Annotated in this window: 11 protein-coding genes and 1 tRNA gene; 8 read left to right on the top strand and 4 right to left on the bottom strand. The window is 62.5% G+C overall.

Going from position 1 to position 12,955, the window contains the following annotated elements:
- Positions 1-2: 2 nt before the first annotated feature.
- The 8 genes from ABIE33_RS21905 (at position 3) to deoA (ending at position 9,265) form a co-directional block, all read left to right on the top strand.
- Positions 3-79 (top strand) — tRNA-Met (locus ABIE33_RS21905).
- A 469-nt stretch (positions 80-548) separates the two neighbouring features.
- A complete protein-coding gene (locus ABIE33_RS21900; RefSeq protein WP_429129374.1) occupies positions 549-2,861 on the top strand; it encodes a heavy metal translocating P-type ATPase in 2,313 nt (770 codons plus the stop codon).
- Between the two features lie 250 nt (positions 2,862-3,111).
- Positions 3,112-4,647, top strand: coding sequence for an ABC transporter ATP-binding protein (locus ABIE33_RS21895; RefSeq protein WP_429129370.1), 1,536 nt, complete (start codon positions 3,112-3,114; stop codon positions 4,645-4,647).
- On the top strand, positions 4,644-5,777 hold the full coding sequence (locus tag ABIE33_RS21890; protein WP_429129368.1) for an ABC transporter permease: 1,134 nt from the start codon (positions 4,644-4,646) through the stop codon (positions 5,775-5,777). Before ABIE33_RS21895 ends, ABIE33_RS21890 begins: the two co-directional genes overlap by 4 nt.
- Positions 5,778-5,781: 4 nt before the next feature.
- Positions 5,782-6,753, top strand: a complete 972-nt coding sequence (locus ABIE33_RS21885) for an ABC transporter permease (protein ID WP_429129365.1) — start codon at positions 5,782-5,784, stop codon at positions 6,751-6,753.
- 3 nt (positions 6,754-6,756) lie between these two features.
- A complete protein-coding gene (locus ABIE33_RS21880; RefSeq protein WP_025425379.1) occupies positions 6,757-7,149 on the top strand; it encodes a cytidine deaminase in 393 nt (130 codons plus the stop codon).
- Positions 7,146-7,952 carry a purine-nucleoside phosphorylase gene (locus ABIE33_RS21875; RefSeq protein WP_429129363.1) on the top strand — a complete coding sequence of 269 codons (807 nt, stop codon included), beginning with the start codon at positions 7,146-7,148 and terminating at the stop codon, positions 7,950-7,952. The genes ABIE33_RS21880 and ABIE33_RS21875 overlap by 4 nt, the downstream gene beginning before the upstream one ends.
- Positions 7,949-9,265, top strand: coding sequence for a thymidine phosphorylase (gene deoA / locus ABIE33_RS21870; RefSeq protein WP_429129360.1), 1,317 nt, complete (start codon positions 7,949-7,951; stop codon positions 9,263-9,265). Before ABIE33_RS21875 ends, deoA begins: the two co-directional genes overlap by 4 nt.
- Here the strand turns inward: deoA and ABIE33_RS21865 are convergent.
- The 4 genes from ABIE33_RS21865 to ABIE33_RS21850 all read right to left on the bottom strand — a co-directional run bounded on the left by ABIE33_RS21865 (position 9,258) and on the right by ABIE33_RS21850 (position 12,878).
- A complete protein-coding gene (locus tag ABIE33_RS21865; protein WP_429129357.1) occupies positions 9,258-9,788 on the bottom strand; it encodes a retropepsin-like aspartic protease family protein in 531 nt (176 codons plus the stop codon). The two genes, deoA and ABIE33_RS21865, sit on opposite strands and share 8 nt — an antisense overlap.
- Before the next feature lie 143 nt (positions 9,789-9,931).
- On the bottom strand, positions 9,932-10,561 hold the full coding sequence (gene upp / locus ABIE33_RS21860; RefSeq protein WP_429129354.1) for a uracil phosphoribosyltransferase: 630 nt from the start codon (positions 10,559-10,561) through the stop codon (positions 9,932-9,934).
- Between the two features lie 131 nt (positions 10,562-10,692).
- Positions 10,693-11,661 carry an adenosine deaminase gene (locus ABIE33_RS21855; protein WP_429129352.1) on the bottom strand — a complete coding sequence of 323 codons (969 nt, stop codon included), beginning with the start codon at positions 11,659-11,661 and terminating at the stop codon, positions 10,693-10,695.
- Positions 11,658-12,878: a phosphopentomutase gene (locus ABIE33_RS21850; protein WP_429129349.1), complete on the bottom strand. Its 1,221-nt coding sequence runs from the start codon at positions 12,876-12,878 to the stop codon at positions 11,658-11,660. Before ABIE33_RS21850 ends, ABIE33_RS21855 begins: the two co-directional genes overlap by 4 nt.
- Between the last annotated feature and the right edge of the window lie 77 nt (positions 12,879-12,955).

Raw genomic sequence — 12,955 nt, 5'->3', positions numbered from 1 at the left:
GGCGCGGGGTGGAGCAGCCCGGTAGCTCGTCAGGCTCATAACCTGAAGGCCGCAGGTTCAAATCCTGCCCCCGCAACCAAATCAAAAAAGCCCGCTAGGTGAAAACCGGCGGGCTTTTTGTTTGACTCCTAACAGGCCGAGGAGGTGATCGCCTCGTCAGCGGCCCGCAAGGAGGCAAAAGCCGACGCCGTGGGACAGAAAACCACAAATCCTGCCACCGCAACCAAAGCAAAAGCCCGCTAGACAGAAATGTCAGCGGGCTTTTTGGCGTTCTGAGGCAAAACAAAGCAATGGCCGGGCGGAAGGCGTTGCCGGACGCGGCAGCAGCATAGCCGGGCGGGAAATGAACAGAGCATGGATCGTTGGTGCACAAACGTGCCGGACTCCAGATACCTGGCTTTATCGGCAAGGGCGGTTTCCAGAAAATTGTACTCGATGAGCAATCGGCCCTCAGTCGGCGAAAAACTTCACTGGTTCGTGCAATTTGGCCTTGCAGCTCTAGTCGCTAGAGGTCGTAGCCTTGCGTCAACATAGGCAAGGAGCAGGTCATGGCAGGCAGTATTCGCGAAAACCGCTATCGGGTCGAGGGCATGGATTGTGCGTCCTGCGCTTCGAAGATCGACACCGCCGTCAGGCGCATGCCTGGCGTTGAAGATGTCTCGGTTTCCGTTGCCGCGGGCACGATGTCGGTAAAGCATGCCGACGACGGCGATCTAGCCGCGAATATCGTCAGCAAGGTCGGAAAGCTCGGCTACCGGCTGCATCCAATCGCTGCCCACCAGAAGCCCGCGGTTGTCCCTGTGCATACTTGCTCGGGTGATCACGATCATGATCATTCGCACGATCACGATCACGATCACGATCATACGCATGGGCATGGCCATGACAAGCACACGCATAACGACGGCCATGACCACTCGCACAGCCATAAGGCTGGCCCGTCAGCCATGTCGCAGCAGCCGAGTTCACATGCTCATGATCATGGGCCGACGAACGGCCCGTGGTGGCGATCCGGCAAGGGCCGGCTAACGATCGCCTGCGGTCTGGCGCTCGCCGCCGCCTATGGTCTTGGCCATCTTGTTCCGGCGACCGAACCCTGGATCTTCACGCTTGCCATGCTGGTCGGACTGTTGCCGATCGCGCAGCGCGCTTTCGCAGCGGCAACCTCCGGCACGCCGTTCTCGATCGAAATGCTGATGACGATTGCCGCAGTCGGCGCCGTCTTCATCGGCGCGACCGAGGAAGCGGCAATGGTCGTGCTGCTCTTTCTCGTCGGCGAGCTGCTCGAAGGCGTTGCCGCCGGCAAGGCGCGGGCCAGCATTCAATCGCTAACGGCGCTCGTGCCAAAATCGGCCTATCTCGAGCGCGACGGCCGGGTTGATGAGGTATCCGCCGACAGCCTGGCGGTCGGCGCCGTCATTTTGGTCCGTCCAGGTGACCGCGTGCCGGCCGATGGCATCATTCTCTCAGGCGAAAGCGCCGTCGACGAGGCGCCGGTCACGGGCGAAAGCACCCCGGTGCACAAGGCGGTGGACGATGCGCTCGTCGCCGGAACGGTGAATGGCGACGGAGCTTTGCGCGTGCGCGTCACGGCTGCCGCCTCAGATAATACCATTGCCCGCATCGTGCGGCTCGTCGAGGAGGCGCAGGAGAGCAAGGCGCCGACCGAACGCTTCATCGACCGCTTCTCGCGGTACTATACGCCGGCCGTCGTTGTTGTCGCGGCCCTGGTCGCGATCCTGCCGCCGCTTCTGGGTGGGGGCGATTGGAGCGAGTGGGTCTACAAGGGGCTGGCAATCCTGCTGATCGGTTGCCCCTGTGCGCTGGTGATTTCGACACCGGCAGCGATCGCCGCCAGCCTTTCGGCCGGCGCGCGCCGCGGCCTGCTTTTGAAGGGCGGCGCCGTGCTTGAAAATGTCGGCAAGATCACCGCTGCCGCATTCGACAAGACAGGCACGCTGACCGAAGGCAAACCGCGGGTGACCGATATCGTCGGCTTCGGCGGCCCCGAGAACGAGGTGCTCGGCTTGGCCGCAGCCCTTGAGCAGGGATCGAGCCACCCGCTGGCGCGGGCAATCCTGCAGCGCGCCGACGAACGGATGCTTTCGATCCCGGGTATCACGACTGTGAAGGCTATAGGCGGCAAGGGGCTCGAGGGTATTGTCGGTACCGCCGTCCTGTTCCTCGGCTCGCCGCAGGCGGTGAATGACCGCGTGCCGATGTCGCCGGAGCAGAAGGCGCGCATTGCGGCGCTGAACGACGAGGGCAAGACAGTTTCGGTGTTGATCTCCGGCAACGAGATCATCGGTGCCATCGCCATGCGCGATGAGCCGCGTCCGGATGCCGCGGCTGGCGTCAAGGCGCTGACCGACGCCGGCATTCATGTGGTCATGCTGACCGGCGACAACCGCCGCACGGCGGAGGCGATCGGCCGTCAGTTCGGCATGGAGGTGCGCGCCGAATTGCTGCCTGAGGACAAGCAGCGCATCGTCGGTGAATTGAAGAAATCCGGCTTCAATGTTGCCAAGATCGGAGACGGCATCAATGATGCGCCGGCGCTGGCTGCGGCCGATGTCGGCATTGCCATGGGCGGCGGAACGGACGTGGCGTTGGAGACGGCCGACGCGGCGGTGCTGCATGGCAGGGTTGGCGATGTCGCTGCAATGGTCCGGCTTTCCCGCTCTACAATGCGAAACATCTTCCAGAATATCACTATTGCGCTTGGCCTGAAGGCTGTTTTCCTCGTCACCACGATTGCGGGAATCACCGGTCTGTGGCCCGCCATTCTGGCCGATACTGGTGCCACGGTGCTTGTGACCATGAACGCGCTGCGCCTGTTGCGGCCCGTCAAAATGGCCTGAAGCAAAAAGCATAAAGAGGAACCGGCGGCATCGAATGCCGCCGGTTTTTTGTTGCGATCAAGGTCGATCTGCCTGTGTATATTCACGCTGGACTCTCATCAGCGATCCGGTGAGAGTATAAGGAGATCTCGATTGAGGGCTTCCGTGCCGGGAAATCGATGATAAACTTATACCAAATGGTAAAAAAATCGCCGGCACGGTTTCTGGGAAGAAGACCGAAGCGGGCCAGTTTGGGGATCGCAAGGCCAATATGGACAGTATTGCCATCGAACTGCGTGGGATCGACAAGAGCTTCGGTCCGGTTCACGCCAACAAGAATATCAATCTGAAAGTCCGCAAGGGTACGATCCACGGCGTCATCGGTGAAAACGGTGCGGGAAAATCGACCCTGATGTCGATCCTGTACGGCTTTTACCAGGCCGACAGCGGCGAGATCCACGTGGATGGCAAGCAGGTCTCGATCCGGGATCCGAACGCGGCGATCGCCGCCGGCATCGGCATGGTGCACCAGCATTTCATGCTGGTCGAGAACTTTACCGTTCTCGAGAATGTCATGCTCGGCGCGGAAGAGAGCCAGATCCTCAACAAGGGCATTGCCAAGGCGCGCGTCGAACTGAAGCGGCTGGAGCGCGAGTACGCGCTCGAGGTCAATCCGGACGCGGTTATCGAGGAATTGCCTGTCGGTCTGCAGCAGCGCGTCGAGATCCTCAAGGCGCTCTATCGCCGTGCCGATATCCTCATTCTTGACGAGCCCACCGGCGTGTTGACGCCGGCCGAGGCCGATCATCTCTTCCGCGTTCTCGAACAGCTGAAGAGCCAGGGCAAGACCATCATTCTCATTACCCATAAGCTGCGGGAAATCATGGCGATCACCGACGAGGTTTCGGTGATGCGGCGCGGCGAGATGGTGGCGACGCGCACGACGGCGGAAACCTCGGTCGAGGAACTCGCCGAACTGATGGTCGGCCGCCGCGTGCTGCTGCGTGTCGAAAAGGGCGAGGCGAAGCCCGGCGACGTCAAGCTTTCCGTCAATGGTCTGACCGTCAAGGACGGCCGCGGCGTCACCATGGTCGACAATGTCACGTTCAACCTGCGCGCCGGCGAGATTGTTGGCATTGCCGGCGTCGCCGGCAATGGCCAGTCGGAACTGCTGGAGGCGATCTCGGGTATCCGCCGTGCCGTTTCCGGCGAGGTGCAGCTCAACGGCAAGGCGATCAACGTCACCGGCCATGTCGACCCGAAGGAGCTGCGCGACCGCGGTCTCGCCCACGTGCCGGAAGACCGTCACCACGTTGGCCTGGTACTGAAATTCGAGGAATGCGAAAATGCCATCCTCGGCTACCACCACGACAAGCGCTATCTCAATGGCGTGTTCCTGGACGTCGATGCCATCCGCAAGGACGCCGAGCAGAAGATCGCCGAATACGACATCCGTCCGCCGAACGCCCGGCTGAAGACCGCGAATTTCTCCGGCGGCAATCAGCAGAAGATCGTTCTCGCCCGCGAGATGGAGCGTGGACCGGATGTGCTGATCATCGGCCAGCCCACCCGCGGCGTCGATGTCGGCGCCATCGAATTCATCCACAAACGGATCATCGAGATGCGCGACCAGGGCAAGGCTGTCCTGCTTGTTTCCGTCGAACTCGATGAAATCCGCGCCCTGTCGGACCGTATCCTGGTCATGTTTGCCGGCCGTGTCGTCGGCGAGCGCGATCCCGACGCGACCGAGGGCGAGCTGGGCCTACTGATGGCCGGCGTCGAAGGCCGCAAGGAGGCCGCAGAATGAGCAATCCCTATGCAAAACTCCCGGGCTGGGTCGAATACGGGCTCGTCCCGCTGGTTAATCTCGCCGTCGCGTTTCTTGTTGCCGGCCTTGTCGTTCTGCTCGTCGGCGAAAACCCGTTCGAGGCGGCCTATCACCTGATCAACGGTGCCTTCGGTCGCGGCGAATATATCGGCTTCACGCTCTATTACGCCACCACCTTCATCTTCACCGGCCTTGCGGTCGCGGTCGCGTTCCATGCCGGGCTTTTCAACATCGGCGGCGAGGGACAGGCCTATGTCGGCGGCATCGGGGTCGCTCTCGCGTGCCTCTGGCTCGACCAGACGATGCCGTGGTTCGTGGTTTTCCCGCTGGCGATCATCGGTTCGGCCGCCTTCGGCGCCGCCTGGGCGTTTCTGCCCGGCTGGCTGCAGGCCAAGCGCGGCAGCCACATCGTCATCACCACGATCATGTTCAATTTCATCGCCTCGAGCCTGATGGTCTATCTCCTGACCCGGGTGTTGAAGCCGCTCGGCTCGATGTCGCCGCAGACGCGCACCTTTGCCGAGGGCGGCCAGCTGCCCAAGCTCGATTGGCTGCTGTCGATCTTCGGGCTCGATATCGGTACGGCACCGTTCAACGTCTCGTTCCTGCTGGCGCTTGTCGCCGCCTTCTGTGTCTGGCTCCTGATCTGGCGAACCAAGCTCGGCTACGAGATGCGCACCATGGGCCACAGCCCTTCGGCCGCGCGTTATGCCGGCATGAGCGAGAGCCGCCTCACCGTCATCACCATGATGATCTCGGGCGCACTGGCCGGCATGATGGCGCTTAACCCGATCATGGGCGAGCAGGGCCGCATGCAGCTCGATTTCGTTCAGGGTGCAGGCTTCGTCGGCATCGCCGTTGCCCTCATGGGCCGTTCGCATCCGGCCGGCATCATCCCGGCGGCTGTTCTCTTCGGCGTGCTCTACCAGGGCGGCGCCGAGATCTCGTTCGAAATGCCGTCGATCTCGCGCGACATGATCGTCATCATCCAGGGCCTGGTCATTCTGTTCGCCGGTGCCCTTGAAAACATGTTCCGGCCGGCGATCACCCGGTTGTTTTCCACATCCAGCCGGCGCGCCGCGGTCGTTGCCCAGACCAAGGGAGCTTGAAGCCATGGATTTCTTCCACGTCATCGTGGTGCTCCTCGAGTCCACCATCCGCGTCTCAGTTCCCCTGATCTTTGCAGCCCTTGCCGGGCTGTTCACCGAACGCGCCGGTATCTTCGATATCGGTCTTGAAGGAAAAATGCTGGGCGCTGCCTTTGCGGCCGGCGCGGTTGCCGCCATCACCCAGTCCGTGTGGCTGGGGCTGCTCGCCGCCATCCTCATCTCGATTGCCCTGTCGCTGGTTCACGGCTACGCGTCGATCACCCAGCGTGGCAATCAGATCGTCTCAGGCGTTGCCATCAATTTCATCGTCGCCGGTTCTACCGTCATCCTCGGCGAGGCCTGGTTCCGTCAGGGCGGGCGCACGCCGGCGCTGGCCGAAGGGGCCCGGTTCCAGACGATCAACTTCCCCTTCGCGGACACCATTCGCGACGTTCCGTTCATCGGGCCGATCTATGCCGATCTGCTCTCCGGGCACTTCATCCTGACCTATGTCGCCTTCGTCATGGTGCCGCTCAGCTGGTGGATCCTTTACCGCACCCGCTTCGGTTTGCGGCTGCGCGCCGTCGGGGAGAATCCGGGTGCCGTCGACACCGCCGGCATTTCGGTGATCTGGATGCGGTACCGCGCCGTCATCTGCTGCGGCATCCTGTGTGGCTTTGCCGGCGCCTACCTGTCGCTGGCGATGACCGCCGGCTTCGTCAAGGGCATGACCGCCGGTAAGGGCTACATTGCGCTTGCAGCGCTGATCTTTGCCAAATGGCGGCCGTTCAACATTATGCTTGCCTGCCTGCTCTTCGGCTTCCTCGACGCGTTTGCGATCCGCCTGCAGGGCAACCCCCTGCCGCTGATCGGCCAGGTGCCTGTACAACTGATGCAGGCATTGCCTTATATTCTCACCGTCATCTTGCTTGCCGGCTTCATCGGCAAGGCCATCCCGCCGAAAGCCGGCGGTGTCCCCTATGTGAAGGAGCGGTAGGCGATGGAAAACGAACTCTTCGAGGCTGCGCGCGAGGCAATGGCCAAGGCGCACGCGCCCTATTCCAAGTTTCCGGTGGGCGCCGCCATCCGTGCGGAAGACGGCCATATCTACACCGGCGCAAACATTGAGAACCTGTCCTTCCCGGAGGGTTGGTGCGCCGAGACCACGGCCATCAGCCACATGGTCATGGCCGGTCAGCGCAAGATCATGGAAGTTGCCGTGATCGCCGAGAAGCTGGCGCTCTGCCCGCCTTGCGGTGGGTGCCGGCAGCGGCTTGCGGAGTTTTCCGGCGCCAGCACGCGCATCTATCTCTGCGACGAGACGGGCGTGAAGAAGACACTGGCTCTGTCGGATCTGTTGCCGCATAGCTTCGAGACCGAGATTCTCGGATGAGCAGCGCTGCGGAATTCTTGGAGGGCAGGCTCGGAAGTCTGTCCCCGCGCTACGGTATTGTTCTTGGTTCAGGACTTGGGACGCTGGTCGAGGCGGTGAGTGGCGCAACGCGCATTTCCTACGCCGACATCCCTGGCTTCCCCGTCAGCAGCGTTTCCGGCCATGCCGGCGAGCTCGTCGCCGGTTTGCTTGGCGAAGTCCCGGTCGTGATGCTGTCCGGCCGGGTGCATTATTACGAGAGCGGCGACGCCAACGCGATGCGTGTGCCGTTGCAGACGTTGAAGGACCTCGGCGTCGAAAATCTGGTGCTCACCAACTCCGCCGGCTCGCTCAGGGAAGATCTGCCGCCGGGGTCTGTGATGCGGATTTCGGACCACATTAATTTTTCCGGTTTCAATCCGCTGATCGGTGTCGAAAGCGACGATCGCTTTGTCGGCATGACCAGTGCCTACGACGCAGAGCTCGCCAAGCGCATGCAGGGCGCAGCCGAACGACTGGGAATTCCCCTGCAGGATGGCGTCTACATGTGGTTCTCCGGACCGAGCTTCGAGACGCCAGCGGAAATTCGTATGGCGCGCGTATTCGGGGCGGATGCGGTCGGCATGTCGACCGTGCCGGAAGTCATTCTCGCGCGCTTCATGGGTCTAAAGGTCGCCGCCGCCTCGGTCATCACCAATTTCGGCGCGGGCATGACGGGTGGTGAACTCAGCCATCATGAAACCAAGGACATGGCACCTGTTGGCGGTAAGCGCCTGGCGGCCATTCTCAAGGAGATGATCTCCACGGACGCGGTGGTTTCGTGACCGTAGTTCCCCAAGAAGTTATCCGCCGCAAGAGAAACGGCGAGCGCCTCGAAGCGGCAGATATTGCAAGCTTTGTCCGCGGTCTTTCCGAAGGCTCGATTTCGGAGGGACAGGTCGCAGCCTTCGCCATGGCGATCTGGTTCTCGGGCATGAGCCGCGACGAGACGGTGGCGCTGACGCTGGCGATGCGCGATTCGGGCGAAACACTCAACTGGAGCGGCATCGGTCGCCCCATTGTCGACAAGCACTCGACCGGTGGTGTCGGCGACAACGTCTCGCTGATGCTCGCCCCGATCGTCGCTGCATGCGGCTTGGCCGTGCCGATGATCTCGGGACGGGGATTGGGACACACGGGCGGCACGCTCGACAAGCTCGAATCCATACCTGGCTATGATATTCAGCCGTCGGCCGCACTGTTCCGAAAGACGGTCGACGAAGTCGGTTGCGCCATTATCGGCCAGACCGCCAATCTGGCGCCCGCTGACAAGCGGCTCTATGCCATCCGCGACGTCACCGCGACAGTCGATTCGGTTCCGCTGATTACGGCTTCGATCCTGTCGAAGAAACTTGCCGCCGGCCTGCAGTCGCTGGTGCTCGACGTCAAGGTCGGGAACGGCTCGTTCATGAGCGATGCCGGTGAGGCCGAGGTGCTGGCCCGGTCGCTGGTCGATGTCGCCAATGGCGCTGGCGTGCGCACGTCTGCACTTCTGACAGATATGAACGAGCCCCTGGCCGATGCGGCCGGGAACGCGCTGGAAATCTGGAACTGCGTTGCCTTTCTCAAGGGCGAGAAGAGCGGTACCCGCCTTGAAACCGTGGTCCTGGCTTTCGCCGCAGAGATGCTCGTCGCCGCCGGTGTGGCGGTGGATCCGGTAGCCGGCGAAGCATTGGCCCGCACTGCGCTTGAAAAAGGCGCGGCACTCGAGCGTTTCGCCAGGATGGTTCACGCGCTCGGCGGCCCCGCTGATTTCGTCGAGCGTCCCGGACAGTACCTCGTGCCTGCTCCCGTTGTGCGGCCGGTGGAAGCCGCCAGGGATGGCTATCTGCAATGTTGCCGGACCCGTGAGCTCGGCATGGCCGTCATCGCCCTGGGGGGCGGGCGGACGCATCCGAACAACAGGATCGATCATCGGGTCGGTTTCGCCGAGCTGAAACCATTGGGAACGCGGGTTGTCAAAGGCGAGCCGATCGCCTTCGTCCATGCAGCGGACGGGAATACGGGCGAACGTACGCGGCAAGAGCTCATGGCGCTCTACACGATAGCCGACGCGCAACCTGAGGCGCGCTCGCCGATCCTCTCAAGAGTCATTTGACCAGGTGCAGCGCGCCATTCTCGACGTGGTAGGACGATAGTCGACCGAGGAAGCTCATGCCGACGAGCATTCCGGAAAGCGCCTTGTCGGGCAGAACCAGGGCATCGACGTCGCGCAACGATATGCCGCCGATTTCGACCCGCGTCAGTTTGGCCCGGGCTGCATCGACATCACCATTGGCCGTTCGAACGCGGGCGTTGAATGTGAGCGCTCCCGCCGAAAGGCCGAGCCTGCGTGCGGTCGAGACATTGATCGCGATGGTGCTGGCGCCGGTATCGATCATGCCGCGTTCGGCTCGGCCGTTGATACGAAAGGCTCCGAAGAAATGGCCCGAGCGGTCGGCCTCGAGCACCACGCCTTTTCCCGAAGCGTATTTCGCCGTCGTTGCCGGAACAGAGCTGTTTGCCGCAGGTTTGCCCGTGGCGGCAGTCTCAGCGCCCGAGAGATAGGAGCTCGCAAGGTCAGGTATGACCAGGGCAGCAACGGCGATGCCGCCGGCAAATGTCAGCAGACGGACGAACATGGCCTGACCTCCCGCGCATCGGGTCGCGGACACCCGCGCCGATGAAGTCCAGTAGAGCAGGGGATGGCTAATGCGGCACAAAAAAACCGCCGGTTTGCCGGCGGTTTTTCATCAATTTTGCGCTCTGGTTAAGAAATGGAAAATCACTTCGTTCCGTACATGCGGTCGCCGGCATCGCCAAGCCCGGGCATGATGTAGCCTTGTTCGTTCAGGTGGCTGTCGATCGACGCGGTGAAGATCGGCACATCCGGGTGGGCGGCCTGGAAGTTGCGGATGCCTTCCGGTGCTGCGAGCAGGCAGAGGAAGCGCATATTCTTGGCGCCGCGTTCCTTCAGCTTGTCGATCGCCGCGATCGAGGAATTGCCGGTGGCAAGCATCGGATCGACGACGATGATCAGGCGCTCGGACAGGCTCTCTGGCGCCTTGAAATAATACTCCACCGGCTTCAGCGTCTCGTGGTCGCGATAGACGCCGATATGGGAGACGCGCGCCGATGGCACCAGTTCGAGCATGCCTTCAAGCAGACCGTTGCCGGCGCGTAGGATCGAAGCGAAGACAAGCTTCTTGCCTTCGAGCACCGGCGCGTCGATCTCCTGCATCGGCGTCTCGATGCGCTCCATCGTCAGTTCCAGATCGCGTGTCACCTCGTAGCAGAGCAGCGTCGAGATTTCCCGAAGCAGCCGCCGAAAACCCGCGGTCGAGGTTTCCTTCTTGCGCATGATGGTCAGCTTGTGTTGCACAAGCGGATGATCGATCACTGTAACGCCGTCCATGGCCACCTTCCCGGAAGTTTATGTATCCGCCCTTTTTCCATGGAATGCGCCGCGGCCGCAAGGGCGTTGGGCGGATCGCTGCGTTCATCCCCAGCCGCGCTCTTCCGCTCAAGGGGATAAGCGCAGTTCGGTTAGATAAGAGCAAGCAACCGCTGGCGCGTCGCTTCGTCGACGAAAGCGGCTTCGATTGCCGTCCTGGTCATCCTATTGATGTCATCATCCCCGAATCCCATCACCGAAGAGGCGATGTCGTATTCCTGGGCAAGCGAGGTGTGGAAGAAGGGCGGATCGTCGGAATTGAGCGTCACCCGCACCCCGGCCCCGTGCAGCGCCCGTAAGGGGTGCGAGGCGAAATCCGGGAAGACCTGCAGGGAAATGTTGGATCCGGGGCAGACCTCCAGAACGACACCTTCGTCGGCGAGCCGCTTGACGAGATCTGCGTCTTCGACCGCGCGCACGCCGTGGCTGATGCGCGACGGCCGGACGTGGTCGAGCGCATCGCGCACGCTGAACGCGCCCGAAAGTTCGCCTGCATGAATGGTCAAGCTCAGGCCGGCGTCGCGGGCGATGTCGAATGCCCTGGCAAAATCGGCGACGCTGTGCATGCGCTCCTCGCCCGCCAGATTGAAGCCGGTGACCAGGGCGTGCTCCCTCCTGGCGGCAAACTCGGCGGTCTTGACGACCGAATCCGGCCCGAGATGACGGATGCCGGTTATCAGCATGCGCGACTCGATCCCGGTCTTTGCCTTGGCGGCTTCCATTCCGACGGCAAGGCCTTCGAGATAGGCGTCGGCGCCGAGCCCGATCGTGTTGCCGTGATCCGGTGAAACGATGATCTCGCTGTAGATCGTTCCAGCCTCGGCCAGTTCCGTCAGATAGGCTTCGGCCAGAAGCGCATAGTCTTCCTGCGTACGAAACAGCGAGGCGACGCTGTCGTAGCATTTCACGAAACTGGTAAAGTCAGCCCAGACATAGGCGCGGTCGGCGATGATCTCGCGGGTGTCGAGCCCGTATTTCTCAGCCTGCAGCAGCGCCAATTCCGGCGGTGTCGCGCCCTCGATGTGGCAGTGCAGTTCCGCCTTCTTCAAATGTGCGGTCAAATGAGGCTTCTCCCATGTAGGCCCGGTGCGATCCCGAGATGTCTGGCGACCGTTTCGCCGATATGCGCAAAGGTGTTGGCAACGCCCAGCGAACGACTGCGCACAGCCGGGCCGAACATCAGCACCGGCACGCGCTCGCGCGTGTGGTCCGTTCCGCGCCAGGTCGGGTCGCAGCCGTGATCCGCCGTCAGGATGACGATATCGCCGGGCTTCAGGCGGCGGTCGAGATCGGGCAACCGTGCGTCGAAGGCTTCGAGCGCCGCCGCATAACCGGCGACATCGCGGCGGTGGCCGAAGAGCATGTCGAAATCGACGAAGTTGGTGAAGACGAGGTCGCCATCCTCCGCCTCGTCGATCGCCGCCAGGCTTGCGTCGAACAGCGCCATGTTGCCGTCCGCTTTCGTCAGCTTCGTCACGCCCTGGTGGGCGAAGATATCGCCGATCTTGCCGATCGCATGCACCGTGCGCCCCGCTTGCGCCAGCCGGTCGAGGACCGTCGGTTCCGGCGGCAGCACCGAGTAGTCGCGCCGGTTGCCGGTGCGGGTGAAGGTCTGCGGGCTGTTGCCGATGAAGGGGCGGGCGATGACGCGGCCAATATTGTAGTCGTCCAGCAGGCGGCGAACGATCTGGCAGAATTCCAGCAGGCGCTCCAGCCCGAAGGTGTGCTCGTGCGCCGCAATCTGAAACACGCTGTCCGAGGAGGTGTAGCAGATCGGCTTTCCCGTCCGCATATGCTCTTCGCCGAGGCGGGCGATGATGTCCGTACCGGAGGCATGGCAGTTGCCGAGGATGCCGGGAACGCCGCCCTCGCGGCAGACCGCTTCGATCAGTTCGGCGGGGAACGCGTCGCCTTCGGCCGAGAAATAGCCCCAGTCGAACATGACGGGTGTTCCCGCGATCTCCCAATGGCCGGATGGCGTGTCTTTGCCGCGCGAGACTTCGCTCGCAGCGCCATAGGCGCCGTAGACCCGACCCGGGACCGGCATGCCTGCCGGCACACGGCCTGTGGCCAATTTCGCCGCATGCACGAGCCCGAGAGCCGACATATTGGGAAGGTGCAGAGGCCCTTCGCGCAAGCCTGCGCGATCCGCCGCTCCGATCGCACAGAATTCGGCGATGTGGCCAAGCGTGTCGGCGCCCAGGTCGCCATAGGTCTCCGCATCCGGCGCTCCGCCTATGCCAAAGGAATCGAGGACAAAGAGAAAAGCGCGCGCCATGAAAGTTCCGGTAAGCCGGAGCGAGGCAGAGCCTACCGTCCGGTGCTGCAACGAGCGCGGAAGCAGATGCCGCCAGC

Source organism: Ensifer sp. 4252, from assembly GCF_050434565.1.
Taxonomy (GTDB): domain Bacteria; phylum Pseudomonadota; class Alphaproteobacteria; order Rhizobiales; family Rhizobiaceae; genus Ensifer.
Note: the sequence above shows the minus strand (reverse complement) of the source record. Positions and strands in the feature narration are given on the sequence as shown.

Excerpts from the sequence above, each read along its gene's own strand:
- ABIE33_RS21900 (WP_429129374.1), top strand. The coding sequence starts at position 549 with ATGGCAGGCAGTATTCGCGAAAACCGCTATCGGGTCGAGGGCATGGAT.
- ABIE33_RS21895 (WP_429129370.1), top strand. The coding sequence starts at position 3,112 with ATGGACAGTATTGCCATCGAACTGCGTGGGATCGACAAGAGCTTCGGT.
- ABIE33_RS21890 (WP_429129368.1), top strand. The coding sequence starts at position 4,644 with ATGAGCAATCCCTATGCAAAACTCCCGGGCTGGGTCGAATACGGGCTC.
- ABIE33_RS21885 (WP_429129365.1), top strand. The coding sequence starts at position 5,782 with ATGGATTTCTTCCACGTCATCGTGGTGCTCCTCGAGTCCACCATCCGC.
- ABIE33_RS21880 (WP_025425379.1), top strand. The coding sequence starts at position 6,757 with ATGGAAAACGAACTCTTCGAGGCTGCGCGCGAGGCAATGGCCAAGGCG.
- ABIE33_RS21875 (WP_429129363.1), top strand. The coding sequence starts at position 7,146 with ATGAGCAGCGCTGCGGAATTCTTGGAGGGCAGGCTCGGAAGTCTGTCC.
- ABIE33_RS21865 (WP_429129357.1), bottom strand. The coding sequence starts at position 9,788 with ATGTTCGTCCGTCTGCTGACATTTGCCGGCGGCATCGCCGTTGCTGCC.
- upp (WP_429129354.1), bottom strand. The coding sequence starts at position 10,561 with ATGGACGGCGTTACAGTGATCGATCATCCGCTTGTGCAACACAAGCTG.
- ABIE33_RS21850 (WP_429129349.1), bottom strand. The coding sequence starts at position 12,878 with ATGGCGCGCGCTTTTCTCTTTGTCCTCGATTCCTTTGGCATAGGCGGA.